The sequence below is a fragment of the Microbacterium paludicola genome (assembly GCF_015235415.1).
Taxonomy (GTDB): domain Bacteria; phylum Actinomycetota; class Actinomycetes; order Actinomycetales; family Microbacteriaceae; genus Microbacterium; species Microbacterium paludicola.
On sequence record NZ_JADGLL010000019.1, the window covers coordinates 1 to 16,918 of the forward strand.

Annotated in this window: 19 protein-coding genes; 5 read left to right on the forward strand and 14 right to left on the reverse strand. The window is 70.7% G+C overall.

The window, feature by feature from the left end:
• Window positions 1-50 precede the first annotated feature (50 nt).
• The 7 genes from IR155_RS08990 to IR155_RS16240 all read right to left on the reverse strand — a co-directional run bounded on the left by IR155_RS08990 (window position 51) and on the right by IR155_RS16240 (window position 5,607).
• Window positions 51-812 (reverse strand): hypothetical protein, encoded by a 762-nt coding sequence (locus IR155_RS08990; protein ID WP_135114504.1) that lies wholly within the window; start codon window positions 810-812, stop codon window positions 51-53.
• Window positions 809-1,831 (reverse strand): VWA domain-containing protein, encoded by a 1,023-nt coding sequence (locus IR155_RS08995; RefSeq protein WP_233441160.1) that lies wholly within the window; start codon window positions 1,829-1,831, stop codon window positions 809-811. The genes IR155_RS08990 and IR155_RS08995 overlap by 4 nt, the downstream gene beginning before the upstream one ends.
• Complete coding sequence (locus tag IR155_RS09000) at window positions 1,813-2,805, reverse strand: vWA domain-containing protein (protein WP_228066935.1); 993 nt, start codon at window positions 2,803-2,805, stop codon at window positions 1,813-1,815. The genes IR155_RS08995 and IR155_RS09000 overlap by 19 nt, the downstream gene beginning before the upstream one ends.
• Window positions 2,796-3,269 (reverse strand): hypothetical protein, encoded by a 474-nt coding sequence (locus tag IR155_RS09005; RefSeq protein WP_135114505.1) that lies wholly within the window; start codon window positions 3,267-3,269, stop codon window positions 2,796-2,798. Before IR155_RS09005 ends, IR155_RS09000 begins: the two co-directional genes overlap by 10 nt.
• Window positions 3,256-4,143 (reverse strand): DUF58 domain-containing protein, encoded by an 888-nt coding sequence (locus IR155_RS09010; protein WP_135114506.1) that lies wholly within the window; start codon window positions 4,141-4,143, stop codon window positions 3,256-3,258. Before IR155_RS09010 ends, IR155_RS09005 begins: the two co-directional genes overlap by 14 nt.
• A 22-nt stretch (window positions 4,144-4,165) precedes the next feature.
• Window positions 4,166-5,188: an AAA family ATPase gene (locus IR155_RS09015; protein ID WP_135114507.1), complete on the reverse strand. Its 1,023-nt coding sequence runs from the start codon at window positions 5,186-5,188 to the stop codon at window positions 4,166-4,168.
• A gap of 62 nt (window positions 5,189-5,250) precedes the next feature.
• Window positions 5,251-5,607, reverse strand: coding sequence for a hypothetical protein (locus tag IR155_RS16240; RefSeq protein WP_233441163.1), 357 nt, complete (start codon window positions 5,605-5,607; stop codon window positions 5,251-5,253).
• On the opposite strand from IR155_RS16240, the gene IR155_RS09020 reads away from it, so the two are divergent.
• From IR155_RS09020 to IR155_RS09035, 4 genes are all read left to right on the forward strand, one after another.
• Window positions 5,509-7,092, forward strand: a complete 1,584-nt coding sequence (locus IR155_RS09020) for a DNA glycosylase AlkZ-like family protein (RefSeq protein WP_233441162.1) — start codon at window positions 5,509-5,511, stop codon at window positions 7,090-7,092. The genes IR155_RS16240 and IR155_RS09020 overlap by 99 nt on opposite strands.
• A gap of 236 nt (window positions 7,093-7,328) precedes the next feature.
• On the forward strand, window positions 7,329-8,612 hold the full coding sequence (locus tag IR155_RS09025; protein ID WP_135114509.1) for an adenylosuccinate synthase: 1,284 nt from the start codon (window positions 7,329-7,331) through the stop codon (window positions 8,610-8,612).
• 92 nt (window positions 8,613-8,704) lie between these two features.
• On the forward strand, window positions 8,705-10,045 hold the full coding sequence (locus tag IR155_RS09030; protein ID WP_135114510.1) for a lactonase family protein: 1,341 nt from the start codon (window positions 8,705-8,707) through the stop codon (window positions 10,043-10,045).
• Window positions 10,046-10,224: 179 nt separating this feature from the next.
• Entirely contained in the window at window positions 10,225-10,527 is a 303-nt protein-coding gene (locus IR155_RS09035) for a chorismate mutase (protein ID WP_135114511.1), read from the forward strand.
• 3 nt (window positions 10,528-10,530) lie between these two features.
• Here IR155_RS09035 and IR155_RS09040 read toward each other — a convergent pair whose 3' ends face one another.
• Genes IR155_RS09040 through IR155_RS09050 form a run of 3 tightly spaced genes read right to left on the reverse strand, consistent with a single transcriptional unit; the run spans window position 10,531 to window position 12,502 of the window.
• The gene (locus tag IR155_RS09040; RefSeq protein ID WP_135114512.1) at window positions 10,531-11,220 is read right to left on the reverse strand and encodes a hypothetical protein; all 690 of its coding nucleotides are present in this window, start codon (window positions 11,218-11,220) and stop codon (window positions 10,531-10,533) included.
• A complete protein-coding gene (locus tag IR155_RS09045) occupies window positions 11,217-12,125 on the reverse strand; it encodes an ABC transporter ATP-binding protein (protein WP_135114513.1) in 909 nt (302 codons plus the stop codon). Before IR155_RS09045 ends, IR155_RS09040 begins: the two co-directional genes overlap by 4 nt.
• Window positions 12,122-12,502, reverse strand: coding sequence for a GntR family transcriptional regulator (locus IR155_RS09050; protein WP_135114514.1), 381 nt, complete (start codon window positions 12,500-12,502; stop codon window positions 12,122-12,124). Before IR155_RS09050 ends, IR155_RS09045 begins: the two co-directional genes overlap by 4 nt.
• Window positions 12,503-12,651: 149 nt before the next feature.
• Between IR155_RS09050 and IR155_RS09055 the strand changes: the two genes are divergently transcribed.
• Window positions 12,652-14,097 carry a class-II fumarase/aspartase family protein gene (locus IR155_RS09055; protein ID WP_135114515.1) on the forward strand — a complete coding sequence of 482 codons (1,446 nt, stop codon included), beginning with the start codon at window positions 12,652-12,654 and terminating at the stop codon, window positions 14,095-14,097.
• A gap of 12 nt (window positions 14,098-14,109) precedes the next feature.
• Here IR155_RS09055 and IR155_RS09060 read toward each other — a convergent pair whose 3' ends face one another.
• From IR155_RS09060 to IR155_RS09075, 4 genes are read right to left on the reverse strand one after another with little or no spacing between them, the layout of a single operon-like run.
• Entirely contained in the window at window positions 14,110-14,511 is a 402-nt protein-coding gene (locus IR155_RS09060; RefSeq protein ID WP_135114516.1) for a RidA family protein, read from the reverse strand.
• Window positions 14,512-14,558: 47 nt separating this feature from the next.
• Window positions 14,559-15,092, reverse strand: a complete 534-nt coding sequence (locus IR155_RS09065) for an alpha/beta fold hydrolase (protein WP_135114517.1) — start codon at window positions 15,090-15,092, stop codon at window positions 14,559-14,561.
• Window positions 15,092-15,880: an ABC transporter permease subunit gene (locus tag IR155_RS09070; RefSeq protein WP_135114518.1), complete on the reverse strand. Its 789-nt coding sequence runs from the start codon at window positions 15,878-15,880 to the stop codon at window positions 15,092-15,094. The genes IR155_RS09065 and IR155_RS09070 overlap by 1 nt, the downstream gene beginning before the upstream one ends.
• Entirely contained in the window at window positions 15,877-16,869 is a 993-nt protein-coding gene (locus IR155_RS09075; protein ID WP_135114519.1) for an ABC transporter ATP-binding protein, read from the reverse strand. Before IR155_RS09075 ends, IR155_RS09070 begins: the two co-directional genes overlap by 4 nt.
• Between the last annotated feature and the right edge of the window lie 49 nt (window positions 16,870-16,918).

The window sequence follows — 16,918 nt, forward strand, 5'->3', positions numbered from 1 at the left end:
GGTCTGCTGTGGGTCGGGGCTCACAGGCTCGGGGGTCACAGGCTCGGGGGTCACCATGGCTTGTCCGTTCCCGAGCCCGACTGCCCGTCGTCGCCCTGATACTGCTGGCGCTCGCCGTCGCCCTGCTGCAGCTTCTCCTCGAGGTCCTCCAGCTGCTCGTCCGACGGCTTCGGCTCCTGCCCCTCCTGCGGGTCCTCCGACGGGGAGGGCGACGGCTGTGGCTGCGGGGGCTGCTGCTTCTGCTTCAGCCGCTCCTCGAGGTCGTCGATGCTCTGTCCCGCGCTGCGCTCCGGATCCGGCGACTGCTCATCCGCCTCCTCCGAGTGGCACTCGTCGGGGGTGTCGGCGACCACCTGCAGGGCCTCGCCGTACAGCTGTTCGGCGGCGACGGGGTCGCCGGCCTCCCTCGCCTGATCGCCCATCCGCTCGATCGTGATGCCGAGGTTGATGTGCACGGCACAGGCCTCGAGCCCGGGGGCGAGGGGCAGGGCCTCCTCGAACCGCGCCCGCGCGCCGGCGAGGTCGCCCGCCCCGGCGAGGGCGTCGCCGAGGTTGTACGGCGCCTTGTACGGCTCGAACCAGTTGACGACGCCCTGCCCCTGCGCGGCGGCGGCCGAGCCCGCGAAGTCCCCGGCGACGTACGACGTGATCGCGCGGTGCGCGAAGGCGTACATCGACGCGATCTTCACCGGCAGCAGCATCGCGATGACGCAGAGCGGCACGGCGATCAGCAGCAGGATGCGCCGCAGCCGGGCGCGGCGCCGGTTGCCGGCGATCAGCTCGGCCGCGGCGGAGTCGGCGGGGGCGCTCATGCCTCACCTCCCTGCCCGGAGGGCCGCGGTCGCATCAGCTGCAGCACGCCCGGGATCGCCGTCGCGACCAGTGCGGCGTCCGCCGCCAGCAGCGCGACGATCAGCAGCGCGAGCATCCAGCCGAGCTCGGTCACGTCGCCGGTCGTGCCCGCGGCGCGCGTGGTGGTCGACGTCGGGGCCTCCGGGAGCTCGGGCTGACTGTCGGCCGTGCGGTGCTGGTATTCGACGCCGAGGTCGGCGGCGATCGTCTGCAGCGCGGCCTCGTCGATCTTCGACAGCGCGGCTTCGGATCCGTCCAGGATGTACTCGTCGGACGCGCCGCCGACCTCGCCGGTCTGCACCTTCATCCGGCCGCCCTCCGGCGTGCCGTAGCCGAGCACGGCGCCCCCGTCGAGCAGCGCCGCGCTCGACTCGAACGACTCGGGCTCGCTGGCGGCGGTCTGCTCACCGTCGCCGAGGTAGAACACCATGCGCGACCGCTCGGGCGAGCTCTCCGCCGCCGCCTGCAGCGTCTGCGCGAGCAGGCGGTTGGCGATGCCGATCGAACTTCCCTGCGAGCGCTGGGTGACCTCGGGGGTCAGCACCTCCAGCGCCGAGTGGAGCGCGGCGGTGTCGGTCGTCAGCGGCAGGCGCATCTCGGCCGAGGCGTCGAACGTCAGCAGCGCGAACCGCGCCCCGGGGTAGGCGGCGACGATGGCGTCGACGTCGGATCGGACCCCGTCGAGGCGCGGGGCGCCGTCGCCCCAGTCCTCCGCGACGATGCTCGCCGTCGAGTCGACGAGGATGACGACATCCGTGTCGGTCGTCAGGGTCTGGGTCTCCCCGCCGGGGATGCCGGGGCGCAGCGCGAGCACCGCGCACGCGAGCAGCGCCGCGATCCGCAGTGCCCAGGACGTCCGCTCCCGGGCGCCGCGGGCCCGCAGCAGCGAGCGCACCGCGACGAACGCCACCGGCGCGCACAGCAGCGCGAGCAGCAGCGGGTGAAGGACGGGCTGGAAGATCACAGTCTCACCCGCCACAGCAGCACGATCCCGGCCAGCACCAGGGCCAGCAGCACGGCGATCCACACGTCCGGCACGTCGCGCCACACCACGCGCGCCTCACCCTGCAGCGCGCGGGCCTCCTGCTCCTGCACCTCGTCGATGATCTCGCCGACGGTGGTGTCGCCCCGCAGGGCGTACGCCTGCCCGCCGGTGGTCTCGGCGGCGCCGGTCAGCTGCGCGCTGATCTCGTCGTCCTTGCCCTCCACCGGGTTCAGCGCGAACACCCGCACGCCCGCGTCGCGCGCGTAGACGCTCGCCTCCTCGAGCGTGACGATGCCGGCGCCGAAGGCCTCGTTGTCGGTGGCGAGGATGATCGAGCGCGACCGGTCCTCGTCGAGGTGGTCGAAGCGCATGGTGCACGCGGCGAGGCCGTCGCCGATCAGCGAGGATCCGGTGCCGTTGAGCGTGCCGACCCAGTGCTCGGGGATGTCGCTCGAGTAGTCGTCGAAGGCGGCCTTGATCGACTGCAGGTGCCCGCGGATGAAATCGTAGTCGTCGGTGAGGGGGAAGATCTGCACGGGCGAGCTGTTGAAGATCGTCAGTCCGATCCGCTCTCCCTCGAAGCCCTCGAGCAGTTCCTCGAACACTTCGAGCACCTCGATGTCGACCTCGCTCATCGAGCCCGAGACGTCGAGGCACAGCATGATGTCGCGGCTCGTGTCGACCGGTTGGATGGTCTGGGCCGCCATCGGCCGCGCGCCGACGACGCCGGCCACGACGGCCGATCCGGCGAGCAGCGCCACGGCTCCGGCGACCGCAGCCGCGCGGCGACGGGTCGCCCGGCGCACTGCCGGCAGGCTGCGCAGCCGCTCGGCCCGCGACACCGGCGCGGCCCCGGCCGACGCACGAGCGGCGCGACGGACCGCGAGCACGCCGACCGTCACCGCCAGGACGACCGCCGCCAGGGCGAGCACAATGATCCATGGGTTCGCGAGCTCGATCAGTGCCATTCGCTCACCACCCTGCGCGCCGCCTCGGCGCCCGCGGCCGGGTCGACGGCGGGACCGCGGCCGAAGATGCTCGGATAATAGTGGCGGCGCAGCGCATCGACGAGCGCAGGATGCACGCCGCGCGCCTGCAAGTCGGCGAGCGTCAGCACGGGGGCCTCAAGGCCGCTGTACTCGTTGACGAACTGGCGGGTCGTGCGGCTGAGCTCGAGGTTCGCCTGCCGCGCCGTCAGCTCGCGCGCCCGCCAGGCATGCTCGATCCTGCCGATGCCGTCGAGATACTCGTGGCGCAGCATCGTGAGCGCGTCTGATGCGACGGGCGCCGCGGCGGTGGTGGCGCGGCGCGGCCTCGTGAACAGCAGGATGAGCCAGACCGACAGGATCGCGAGCACGATGATCCCGAGCGCCAGCAGCATCCACCACGGCGCGTACTGCACCGGCGGGTAGAACTCGTCAGGCTCCGACATGGGCCCTCCGGTTCAGCATCCGCAGCAGCTCGGGCACCGCATCGTCCTGGGTGCGCAGCTCGACGTGGGTGATCTCGAGCGCGGTGAGCAGGGCGTCGCGCCGGGTCTCCTCCGCGCGGTGCTGCTCCTCGACCTCGCGCACGACGGCCTCATCGCCGTGAAGGAACCCCGGCACCGTCCATCCGGTGTCCACGTCGCGGCGCGACGATCCGTCCGCCGTCGTGAGCACCGGATCCGCGTCGCGCAGCGTGACCCACAGCACGTCGTGCTGGGTGCGCAGGCGGCGCACGAGCCGCTCGGTCTCGTCGGTGATCGGCGCCTCGTCGGTGACGACGACCACGATCATCCGGCGCGAGATCGTGCGGGCAACGAAGTCGAGCAGCCGCTCGCGGGCGCTGTGCGGGCCGTCGGGCGCGCAGGCGCCGTCGATCGCGCGCAGCGCGTGCTCGAGCGCGCCCTCGGAGCGCTTGGGAGGCAGCCGGCGGACGCGCTCGGCGTCGCCGAAGACGAGCGAGAAGTCGTCGTCGTGCCGCAGCGTCAGCACGCCGAGCGCCCCGACCGCCAGCACGGCGAGCTCGCGCTTGGGCCGGTCGTCGGCGGCCAGCGCCGCCATCCCGCGGCCCGTGTCGACAACGAACAGCACCGTGTGCATCCGGGACGCGCGCATCCGCTTGATCATCGGGGTGCTCAGCCGCGCGGTGGCCCGCCAGTCGATGTCGCGCACCTCGTCGCCCGCCTGGTACTCGCGCAGGTCCTCGAAGTCGTTGCTGCGGCCGCGCAGCAGCGACGCGTACGCGCCGTCGAGCGCGTGCAGCGACTTCTTGGACGAATGGATGAAGAGCTTGCTCTTCACCCGCGTGATGAGGCTGGGCATGGCAGCGGCCGATCGGACCGGATCAGGGGGTCGGGACGGCGGCGAAGATCGCGTCGATGATCTCCTCGCTGCGCACGCCGTCGGCATCGGCCTCGAAGTTCAGCAGCACGCGGTGCCGCAGCACGAGGTGGCGCAGGGCCCGGATGTCCTCGGGCAGCACGTGCGCGCGGCCGTTCAGCAGCGCGAGCGCGCGGGAGGCCTGCAGGAAGGCGATGGAGGCGCGCGGGCTCGCGCCGTACTTGATGTAGCGGGCCTGCTCCTCGCCGATGTACGGGGCAGGGTTCCGGGTGACATAGGCGATGCCGACGATGTAGTTGCGGATCGCGGGGGAGACGTGGATGCGGCTCGCGACATCCTGCAGGAGGTGCACGTCCGCGAGGGTCACCGAGCTGCGGGCATGGCGTTCGGGATCCAGCACGCCCGAGTCGATCCGCTCGAGGATCTCGAACTCCTCCTGGGGGCTGGGGTACTCGACGATCTCCTTGAGGAGGAAGCGGTCCATCTGCGCCTCAGGGAGCTCGTACGTCCCCTCCTGCTCGATCGGGTTCTGCGTCGCGATCACGAGGAAGGGCTTCGGCAGGCGGTGAACCTCGCCGCCGATCGTGGTCTGGTGCTCCTGCATCGCCTCGAGCATCGCGCTCTGCGTCTTGGCGCTCGAGCGGTTGATCTCGTCGAGCAGCACGAAGTTCGCGTGCACCGGGCCGAGCACGGTGCGGAACGATCCGGTGCTCGCGTCGTAGACCTGGTTGCCGGTGATGTCGCTCGGCAGCAGGTCGGGGGTGCACTGGATGCGCTTGAACTGCGCGTCGACCGTGTCGGCCAGCGTGGAGGCGGCGGTCGTCTTCGCGAGGCCAGGCACGCTCTCGAGCAGGATGTGCCCGCCCGCGATCAGGCCGATCAGCAGGCTCGTGCGCAGCCGCTCCTGGCCCACCATCTTCGCCGAGTAGGAGTCGGAGACGATCCGGATGACCTCGACGGCCCGCGCCATCTCCTCGCTCGTCGGCGCGGTCTTCTGCCCGGTGTTCGACGCAGCGGCCTGGTTCATCCTGCTCTCCCCTCGCTGGACCGGGGAGGCGCCACGGCACGCGTCGCGCCCATCCCCCGCGGTCAGCCTACCTCCGTCGGGATATCGATCCCCGGTCGTTGAGCGACGAGCGCAGTGAGGAGTCGAAACGCGGCGGGTGATACATATCGGGAGCGCGAGGCGTTCCAAAGTTTGGGCGACTTCCAAAACGGATTGCTAATGCCCACAAACTTTGGAAGACTTTGGGGGTGAACCAAAACGAGCTCCGCGACTTGACGAGCCGCGGTGAAACGATCGCGGTCGAGTTCAAGTCTGACCGGCCGAAGTTCGGCGATGACCGGATCGCGGAGGTCGTCGCCTGCCTGGCGAACGCCGAAGGCGGCATCCTGCTGATCGGCGTCGAGGACGACGGCACGATCACGGGCGCGCAGGCGCGACACGGGGAGGTCACGAACCCCCTGCGACTGCAGGCCCTGATCTCGAACAAGACTGTCCCGCCTGTGGTGACCGACGTGGACGTCGTCGAGATCGATGGGGCTGCGGTGATCGTGATCGAGATCCCGCGGGCGGCCTCGATCACCGGCACGTCCGCTGGTCAGTACTCGCGCCGTGGTCTCGGAGGTGACGGCAGGCCTGCCTGCCTTCCGCTGCTCGCTCACGAGATGCTCTCTTCGCGGATCGAACGGGGGGAGGTGGACTACGCCTCGATCGTCGAACCGGATGCCAAAGTGGACGATCTCGATCCATCCGAGTTCGAGCGCTTGCGACGGCTCGTGTCGCCGACCGGCGGGGGCTCGGTGCTCGCATCGTTGAGCGACGTCGAGATCGGCAAAGCGCTCGGCGTCATCGACGGCAGCGAGGAGTCGCCGATCATCCGGCGCGGAGCCCTCCTTCTCTTCGGACGGGACGAGCGTCTGCGCCAGTTCATCCCCACCCACGAGACGGCCTTCCAAGTTCTGTCGGGCACGGCCGTCCGGCAGAACGTCTTCAGTAACGCGCCACTGTTCCGCGCTGCTGAGGATCTCTACACGCAGCTCATGCGCTACGACGAGGAGGACGAACTCGACATCGGGCTGACACGAGTTTCAGTTCCACGGATCCCTGCCGTCGCCGCGCGTGAGCTCATCGCCAATGCGCTTGTGCATCGTGACTACACGATGCAGGGCCCGGTCTCCCTCCAGTTGACAGAGGAAGAACTCACCATCGCGAATCCGGGCGGACTGCCGCGTGGCGTCACTCTGGACAACCTGCTGTCGACGTCGCAGCCGCGCAGTCGCATCCTGTCGGAGGCGTTCTTCCGTGCCGGCATCGTCGAGCGGACGGGGCGCGGTATCAATCGCGTGTTCGAGTCGACCCTTCGCGCCGGCCGAGCGGCTCCTGATTTCTCGCGCACGGACGCGCATCACGTCGTCGTCACGGTGCCGACGGGCCGTGCGGATCTCGCTGTCGTGCGCTTCCTCGTCGCGCATACGGAGCGACGGGGGAGGCCCTTCTCATTGGAGGAGCTGCTCGTCCTGCATGCGCTTCAGGATGACCCGCGCCTCACGGTCGGCGAGCTCGCCGACCTCGTACAGCGATCTCAGATCGCGACGCGCACCGTGCTGACGCGCATGGTCGAGGAGGGGCTCATCGAGATGCGAGGGAATGGGCGAGGGCGTCGCTACACCATGAGCGCAGCGACCTATCGCGAGATCAGCAGCCCCGCGGGGTACGTGCGTGTTCGCTCGTTCGATACCGCCCAGCAGGAGCAGATGGTGCTGACGTACGTTCGCTCGCACGGGAGCATCACGCGGGCCCAGGCAGCAGACCTGTGCGCACTTCCCTCGGACGCTGCGAAGCACCTGCTCCGTTCACTGCGTGACCGGGGTTTTCTGCGGCTGGTGGGAGAACGCAGGGCGGCGCACTACGTCCTCGCTGTTGAGTGACGTGCAGCGTCCCGGCTCCCGGCCTGAGCCGCCGAAGCGGGCACGACGGTCGATTCGTCGCCTAACAACCCCGGGCGCTCACTCCGCTGAACGACCGGACCGAGCCGAAGTGGCGTCTCCTCTGTCTGTCCTGCCCCGTCGGTAGACTTGCCCCGGCCCAGAACGCAGCCCGAAGAGCGGGAGAGAGGTCTTGGGCACACCGAGCCGAAGGCTCGTGCACAGACAGGGGGAAACCCATGCCGGGAATCGTGATCGTCGGAGTCCAGTGGGGCGACGAGGGCAAGGGAAAGGCCACCGACCTGCTCGGCGACCGCACCGACTGGGTCGTCAAGTTCAACGGCGGCAACAACGCCGGCCACACCGTCGTGATCGGCGGCGAGAAGTACGCGCTGCACCTGCTGCCCTCGGGCATCCTGTCGCCCGGCGTGAACGCCGTCATCGGCAACGGCGTTGTGATCGACCTCGAGGTGCTGTTCGCCGAGCTGGATGCGCTGTCGGCCCGCGGCATCGACGTGTCGCGCCTAAAGGTCAGCGCGAACGCGCACGTCATCACCCACTACCACCGCACGCTCGACAAGGTCACCGAGCGCTTCCTCGGCAAGCGCCAGATCGGCACCACCGGTCGCGGCATCGGCCCCGCCTACGCCGACAAGATCAACCGCGTGGGCATCCGCATCCAGGATCTGTTCGACGAGTCGATCCTGCGTCAGAAGGTCGAGGCGGCCCTCGACCAGAAGAACCACCTGCTGGTGAAGATCTTCAACCGCCGTGCGATCACGCCCGAGGAGATCGTCGAGGACCTGCTGTCGTACGCCGAGCGGCTGAAGCCGATGGTGTGCGACACCGGCCTGCTGCTGAACCAGGCCCTCGACAAGGGCGATGTCGTCGTGTTCGAGGGCGGCCAGGCGACCATGCTCGACGTCGACCACGGCACGTACCCGTTCGTCACGTCGTCGTCGGCGACCGCCGGCGGCGCATCCACCGGCTCGGGCGTCGGCCCCGGCCGCCTCGACCGCATCGTCGGGATCGTCAAGGCGTACACAACACGCGTCGGCGCCGGCCCCTTCCCGACCGAGCTGTTCGACGAGAGCGGCGAGTGGCTGCGCAAGACCGGCTTCGAGTACGGCACCACCACCGGGCGCCTGCGTCGCACCGGCTGGTACGACGCACCCATCACCCGCTACGCGACGCGCGTCAACGGCATCACCGACCTCGTGATGACGAAGCTCGACGTCCTGACCGGCCTGGATGAGATCCCGGTGTGCGTCGCGTACGACGTCGACGGAGTGCGCTTCGACGAGGTGCCCGTGAACCAGACCGACTTCCACCACGCGAAGCCGATCTACGAGGTCTTCCCCGGCTGGAAGGAAGACATCACGGGCGCCCGCACGTTCGAGGATCTTCCCCAGAACGCGCAGGACTACGTGCTCGCGCTCGAGAAGATGAGCGGCACGCGCATCTCGGTCATCGGCGTCGGCCCGGGCCGCGACGCGGTGATCGTGCGCCACGACCTCGTCTGAGCCGCACCTCGTCTGAGCTCACGCCTCGTCTGAGTCCGCCCCTCGTCGAGGACCGGATCTGCGAGGACTCACCGCTCTGCGAGGATCGACCCATGAGACTCTGGATCGGGGCGCGCGGCGCGGACATGGGCAAAGAGGCGCGCGGAATCATGGCCGCCACGGCCGGAGAGCCCGATTCGCCGCTGGCCGGGGGACCCCTCTCTCTCGTCGGAGACGCGGTCGAGGCGCCGTCGCCGACGTGGCTCGCGGCGCATCCGAAGCTCGACGTCGTGTACGCCGCGCTGGAGGCGCAGGGCCGCGTGGCCGCGTTCCGCCGCACCGGTGAGGCGACCCTCGCGCCCCTCGGTTCGCCCGTCGAGGCCGGCGAGACCACGTGTCACGTGGCCGTCGCGCCCGACGGCTCGCACCTGATCGCCACCGCCTGGGGCAACGGGGTCGTGACCCACGTGGCTCTCGACGCATCCGGCCGCCTCGGCACCCGCACCGAAGCCGAGCCGTCGGCCGATCCGTACGACCGCGAGAACGCGGGCGGGACGTCCGCCCCCGACACGTCCGCGCTGCTGGACGAGCAGCCGGGGGTCGCCGACCTGCGCAGCCTCGTCGAGCGCGGTGCCGACGCGTCGCAGCTCGCGGCGATGCTCGCCGGCGCCACCCCGACGCCGGCCATCGGCGCGGATGCCGGACTCGACGACATCCTGGCCCTGCTCGGGCAGTCCAAGAACCCGTTCGACGATCCCGCGGTGCGCGGCATCCTTCGCGGCGCGCGGGACACCCCGGCCGCCGCGCTCGCCGGCGGCGTCGATCTCGGCGGAGCCACCGCCGAGCCGACCGAGCCGCGCACCCCGCGCGCGCACTGCACGGTGTTCCTTCCCCGCGGCCTCGTCGCCACGACCGACCTCGGCTACGACCTCGTGCGCATCTGGCGCACCTCGCCGCGCGGGATGACGCTCGACCACGAGGTCGCGCTCCCCCTCGGCACCGGTCCGCGCCACATGAGCCTTCACCCCAGCGGGCACCTCTACGTGGTGACCGAGCACACCTGCGAGATCTTCGTGCTCTCGGCCGGCCCCGACGGACGCTGGGCGCTGCGCTCCGGCATCGCCGCATCCCCGGGATCGCTGCCCGGCGACAGCGCCGCCGAGCTCACCCGCTCGCGCGACGGCCAGTTCCTCTACGCGGGCCTGCGGGGCAGCGACACGATCGCCGTGCTGCGCGTGCGCGACCAGGGCGACCGGATCGAGCACGTCGCGCTCGCCGAGTCGGGCATCCGCAAGCCGCGTCACCACGTCGTGCTGCGCGACACTCTGCTCGTCGCCGGCCAGGACTCGCACGAGATCGCCTCGCTCGGCATCGACGAGCGCACCGGAGTGCCGGGCAGGGTGCGGCACCGGCTCGCGGTGCCGTCGCCCCAGCACATCCTGCTGGCGCGCTGAGACTGCGCACCGATCTCGACTCGCTGCGCTCGCTCGATCCGTTTCGACTCCGCTTCGCTCCGCTCAACGACCGGGGCGTGGGAGCGCGCGCCGCGCGTCAGGGCGGTGGGTCTTGCTCCCTTTGCTCGCAAGGGGCTTCGGTGGTCCCTCGGATCCGGGGCACCGGTAGCCTCGTGTCCATGACGGACGTGCCCGCCGAAGACCCCCAGGAGACCCTGCTGCGCCTGCGCGCGAGCATCGACAACATCGACGCCGCTCTCGTCTATCTGCTGGCGGAGCGGTTCCGGGCCACGCAGCAGGTGGGCCGCCTGAAGGCCCGGCACGCGATGCCGCCGTCCGACCCGAGCCGCGAGGAGCAGCAGGTCGCGCGCCTGCGCGCGCTCGCCGAGGCCGCCCACCTCGATCCCGAGTTCGCCGAGAAATGGTTCAACTTCGTGGTGGCGGAGGTCATCCGCCACCACGAAGCCTTCCGAACCGAATAGCGGTCAGGCGATCGTCCGCCGCAGGGTGAGGTACGAGCCGGCGGCCATCAGAGCGATGGCGGGCACCGCCCACAGCGCCAGGCCGAGCGGCCCGGTCTCGACGAGCCACGTCCACGTCGCCGGCCACGCCTCGAGGTGCGTGATCAGGAACACCGCGCCCACCAGCAGCAGGCCGAGCCCGACAAGGACGACCGTGACCATGATCGTGCCCCAGCGCTTGTAGATGGTCGCCGACCAGAACCCGATCACGAAGAAGAACATCGTGATCACGAAGTACGTGATCCAGGCGCCCCACCATCCGGCCTCCCACACCGCGGGAAGGTAGGAGAAGTAGCCGTTGACGCCGAGGCCCTCGGTCGCCTGCTCGAGCAGACCGATCAGGACGAAGACCGTCGACAGGATGACGCCCGTGATCGCGGCCGCCACGAGGGTGCCGAGGTAGAACTCCCGGCGCGTCAGGCTCATCGCCTGCGAGAACGGGAACGACAGCGTCATCGCCTGGATGCCCACGGCGAGGAACGCCCACAGCGGCGCCTGGCTTCCCCCGCCGTACTTCGGCTCGTCGATCGGGATCATCGCGAAGATCAGGAACGAGATGAGGAACGAGCCGCCCAGGACGATCAGCGGCATCCACAGGTAGGTCACCTTGTTCACGAACTGCAGACGGACGACGTTCAGCACGCGGCTGTTCATCGCGCCACCTCCTCGGTCGAAGCCGGCGCGGACGCCGGGCTGTGCTGGGTGCTGCGCACGATGAGCTGCTGCAGCGAGACGGGGGCGAGGTCGAGGCCGGCGGCCTGCGCCTCGGCGCGCTCGGCGGCCGACAGGGCGCCGAGGAACGTGACGGACGTGACCCGGCCGAGGCTCTCGCGGTGGATGACCTCGCGTCCGCTGATGAACGGCTCGACCGCCTCGGCATCGCCGACCAGGTTCGTGGCCTTGTCGCGCGCATCCTCGGTCGTCTCGTCCATGACGATCCGGCCCTGGTCGATCACGAGCACCCGCTCGATGAGGTTGGCGACCTCGTCGATCAGGTGGCTCGACAGCAGCACGGTGCGGGGGTGCTCGGCGTAGTCGGCGAGCAGGCGGTCGTAGAAGATCTGCCGCGCGACCGCGTCCAGGCCGAGGTACGGCTCGTCGAAGAACGTGACCTCGGCGCGGGCCGCCAGGCCGATGATGACGCCCACGGCGGAGAGCTGGCCGCGTGAGAGCTTCTTGATGCGCGTCTTGACCGGCAGCTGGAAGTCGGCGATCAGCGCGTTGGCGAAGTCCTGGTCCCAGTTCGGGAAGAACAGCCGCGCGGCGGCGAACGCGTGAAGGGGCGTCGCGTCGTCGGGGTACTTCTGGCTCTCCCGCACGAAGCAGAGGCGGCTCAGCACGCGCGCGTTCTCGTACGGGTGCTCGCCGAACACGCGCACGGTGCCGGAGGTCGCGAAGTTCTGAGCCGTCAGGATGGACATCGCCGTCGTCTTTCCCGCGCCGTTTCGCCCGAGGAAGCCGTAGATCGTGTCGCGCTCGATGTCGAAGCTGACGTCGTCGAGCGCGAGCGTGTCCCTGTATCGCTTGGTGAGGTTCCTCACCTCGATGACCGCGGTCATGATCGCCTTTCGGTGGTGGTCGTTGCGCCGTGCTCGCGGATGAGCGCGGCGAGGTCGTCGGTGCCGAGGCCGATCTTGCGGGCCTCGGCGAGGAGGGGGGTGACGTAGCGGTCGGCGAACGCCTGGCGCCGTTCGCGCAGCAGCAGCTCGCGGGCGCCGTCGGCGACGAACATGCCGATGCCGCGGCGCTTGATCAGCACGCCCTTGTCGACGAGCATCGCCACTCCCTTCGCTGCGGTGGCCGGATTGATCCGGTAGAAGGCCGCGAGCTCGTTCGTCGACGGCGCCTGCGCCTCCTCGGCGAGGCTCCCGTCGACGATGGAGTCCTCGATCTGCTCGGCGATCTGCACGAACAGCGGTCTGCCTTCTTCGATCAATCCGATCCTCCGGTGGTCTGGTTACTTACTTGAGTAATGAACCACTAAACCGGGCGGGTGTCAACACCGTGTGCGAGATCCCCGGCGCAAGCATCCGCGGGCGGCGCTTCCGGCCGCCGCCGAGCCGGGCACCGCCGTAGCATGACGCCATGCCCGATACCGCACCGACCCCGATCCCGCCGTATCCGGCCATCTCGTCGCTCAGCACCCTCGCGAGCGACCTGACCATCGCCGAGGTCGCGGGGGATGCGGGGCGGTTCACCGACTACTCGGTGCCGGATGCGGGCATCCGCGCGCTGTACACGACCGAGAGCGTGTGGCAGTCGTGGCTGGACGTCGAGGTCGCCCTCGCGCGGGCGGAGGCCGAGGTCGGCATCGTCCCCGAGGAGGCCGCGCGCCGGATCGCGCACGTCGGCCGGCTCTCGCACCTCGACCCCGAGAAGGTCATCGAGGGGATGCGCGTTCAGGGCCACCCGCTCGTGCCCCTGATCGAGGAGCTCGCCGAGGCGGCGGGGGAGGGCGCCGGCGGATGGGTGCACTGGGGCGCCACGAGCCAGAACATCATGCAGTCGGGGCACGCCATCCTGATCGGCCGCGCCCACGCGATCGTCAGCCGGCTCATCATCGAATGCCTCGCCGCGCTCGCCGACCTCGCCGAGCGCTCGGCGACCATGATCATGCCCGGCCGCACGCACGGCCAGCACGCGGTGCCGATCACGTTCGGCCTGAAGGTGGCGACCTGGATCGACGACCTGCTGCGCGGGCTCGACCGCATCGAGCACGGCGTGCGGCCGTGCCTGCGCGTGATGATGGCCGGCGCCGTGGGGAGCTTCGCCTCGCTCGGCGACGTCGGGCCGAAGGTGCAGCGCCGGGTTGCCGACCTGCTCGGCCTCGAGCCGATGCCCGTCGCCTCCCGCGCCCTGCTCTCGCCGCAGTCCGGCTACATCTCCGACCTCGCGATCGTGGCGGCGTCCTGCGCCCGCATCGCGATCGAGGTCGAGACGATGATGCAGACCGAGTTCGGCGAGGTCTCGGAGCCCGTCCCCGAGGGATCCGTCGGCAGCTCGACGATGCCGCACAAGCGCAACCCGAAGCTGTCGGCGGATGTGCTCGACCTCGCCGCGCTCGTGCGCTCGACGGCGCCCGAGGCGGTCGCGGCGGTCATCCATCCGCACGAGGCGGACGGCGGCGCGACCGCGAAGCTCGACGCCGCGATGCAGAAGACCCTCATCGCGATGGGCGACCTGCTGATGCGGGTGAAGGTCATCCTCGAGGGGCTCGAGCTGTTCCCCAAGCGGATGCGCCGCAACCTCGAGCTGAGCGGCAACCTGATCGGCTCGGAGGCCGTGATGCTCGCCCTCGGCGAGGAGATCGGCCGCGACGAGGCTCACCGCATCGTCTACGAGGCGGCGATGCGCTGCGCCACCGAGGGCGAGGACTTCGAGGGCCTGCTTGTGTCCGATCCGCGCGTCACCGCCGCGCTGCCGCCGATGCGGATCCGCCAGCTGCTCGATCCCTCCGGACACGTGGGCCTGGCGCCGCAGATCGCCCGTGAGGCCGCCGCCCGCGCCCGCCGCGCCGTCGCGGGGGAGTGACCCGCGTCGCGGTCAGCGCATGACGGCCGCGATCGCGCTCACCTCGATCAGTGCGCCGGGCACGCCGAGACCGGCGACCCGGGCGGCGGTGACGAGGGGCGGCTCCGGGGAGGCGAGGCGGCCCGCGATGGCTCCGTAGGCCGCGCCGAGGTCGACGCCGTCGACGAACAGCACGGTCCACTGGATGACGTCGGCCGGCGTCGCGCTGACGGCGGCGAGGGCGGTCGTGGCGTTCTCGATCGCCCGGATCGCCTGGGCCGCGACGTCGTCGCCCCCGACGAGTGCGCCATCCGCGTCGACGGCGTTCTGGCCGCCGACGTAGATCGTCGTGGCTCCGGGAGGGACGACCGCGACGTGGCTGAAGGCCGGGCTGACGACGAGGCCGTCCGGCCGGATGCGTTGAATGGTGTCCATGCATCAACGCTCCACCGGCCACCGACATGCGGCAGGTCGGTCGCCGGTCAGGCGGGGTCGGGGATGATCCGGTCGAGCAGCGGCAGCGTGTCGTCGACGAAGTGGTCGTCGTCGCGGATCACCAGCGTGCCACCGAGGCGGTCGAACATCGCCCGGCCGTGATCCGCATCGCAGCCGAACATGTCGGTCACGGAGTTGAGGAACCACAGATCCTGCACGTGGGAGCGGATGCGGTGCCAGTCGTAAGTCTCCTGCAGCACCGGCTCGTCCTCGTCGTTGGGCGGCGTCGCGTAGCCCGCCACGAGGATCGCCTGCGGCACGACGACGTCGAGGTGCTCGAGCACGGCGAGCAGCAGAGCCGCGCCGCCCGAGTGCCCGATCAGGATCGTCTCGTCGTCGAACGCGTGCGCTGCGAGCAGACCGGGGAGGAACTCGGCGATGGGCTCCACATTGATGCCCGGGTGGTGGGGAACCTCGACGAGGTAGCCGCGGGCGCGGAGGCGCTCGGAGATCCAGGGATACCAGCACGCCTCAGGCGTGGCTCCCGTGCCGTGGAACAGGATGACCCTGCGCGCGCTCATCAGCCGCGCAGGTCGCGCTCGCGCAGGGCGAGCATCGCGGTGAGCGGGAAGACGAGGACGAAGATCCACAGCTGCCACTGGTCGGCGATCGTCCCGCCGCCCTTCAGCGGGTCGTCGCCGAAGGCCCAGGTGTAGGGCGACGCGTCGCCCAGCCACTCGGTGTCGGGGTTCTGTCGCGAGACGGCGTTGAGCGCGTATCCCGCGACCGCGACGAGCGCGCCGATCCCCGCCGACAGCGCGCGCCCGCCGATCGCCGCGCCCGCCAGCAGCGACCACACGCCGCAGAACAGGGCGAGCCCTGCGAGCGCGGCGCTCGCCACCAGCACCGGCCCGGGATCGAGACCGAGCTCGGCCGAGTCGTTGAACGCGAGCACGGTGACCGCGCCGACGGCGACGAGGATCAGCACCCGGATGATCAGGGCGAGCGACTGCGCCGCCACATACTGCGCCCGGCCGACGCCGTGCGCGAGGTCGAGCTCGAGGCGGCCCGACTGCTCGTGGCCCGCGATCGCCTGCGAGGCCCACGTGACCGAGGCCGCGGTGATCAGGAAGAAGCCCATCAGCCCGAAGTACGTCGCCTGCGCGTAGCCGGCGCCGGAGGTGATGTCGTCGTACCCGAGCGTGGTGACGAGGTCGGGCGGCAGGGAGTCGAGCAGCTGCTGCATGTCGCCGCCGGTCAGGCTCGGGTACAGCGGCAGGTAGAGGGTCAGGATCGCCACGATCGCGAGCGCCCACAGCGCCGTCGAGCGCCAGGATCCGGCGAGCTCGCGCAGCAGGACGGGCATCATGCGCCGGCCTCGCCCTCGGTGCGCCCGGCCTGGCCGTACAGGGTCGCGAGGTCGAGCGGCGCCTCGCCCTCCGCGGGGGCGTGCGATCCGCTGTAGAGCTGCAGCACCGCGTCCTCGAGGTCGGGTTCCTGGATGTCGAGCTCGAGGGTCGTGAGCCACGAGATCGTCTTGATGAAGGGATCCAGGTCCCCGTCGTAGAGCGCCTCGAGGTGCACGCCGTCGCTCTCGTCGCTGAGGGCTGTTTCGCGCAGCGGCAGCTGCCATATCTGGTCCCACACGGCGTCGGAGTCGGTGCCGCCGAAGACGGCCCGGATGCGCCGCGCGGCCCCGCGGCGCAGCGCCGCGACGTCTCCCGTCGCGATGATGCGGCCCTCGGCGAGCACCGCCACGTCGTCGGCGACGTGCTGGATCTCGCTCAGCACGTGCGAGCTGAGCAGCACCGCCGCGCCCTCGTGCCGCGCCTCGCGCACCAGCTCGAGGAACGTCCGCTGCACGAGCGGGTCCAGACCGCTCGTGGGCTCGTCGAGGATCAGCAGATCGGGGTCGTGCATAAACGCCTGGATGAGGCCGAGCTTCTGCCGGTTCCCCTTCGACAGCGTGCCGATCGGGCGGGACAGGTCGAGGCCGAGCCGCTCGGCGAGCTGGTCCTCCCTGCCGCGCGCGACGGGGCCCGAGACGCTGCGGTAGAACGACAGCATCCGCTTCCCGGTGGTGCGCCCGTCGAGCCGCAGGTCGCCGGGGAGGTAGCCGATCCGGCGTCGCAGGGCGGGCCCGCCGCGCCGCGGATCCTCGCCGAGCACGCGCACCGCGCCGCTCGAGGGGCGCAGCAGATCGAGCAGGATGCGCAGCGTCGTGGTCTTGCCCGCGCCGTTCGGGCCGATGAGGCCGAGCACCGTGCCAGGCTCGAGCCGGAGGTCGATGCCGCGCAGCGCCGGGGTGCGGCCGTAGTTCTTCCGCAGCCCCTTCACCTCGATGGCGGCGTTCGTCACGGCCACACGCTAGCACCGCGGATGGGCGGCCCTTCCCCTCCGCGGTGCA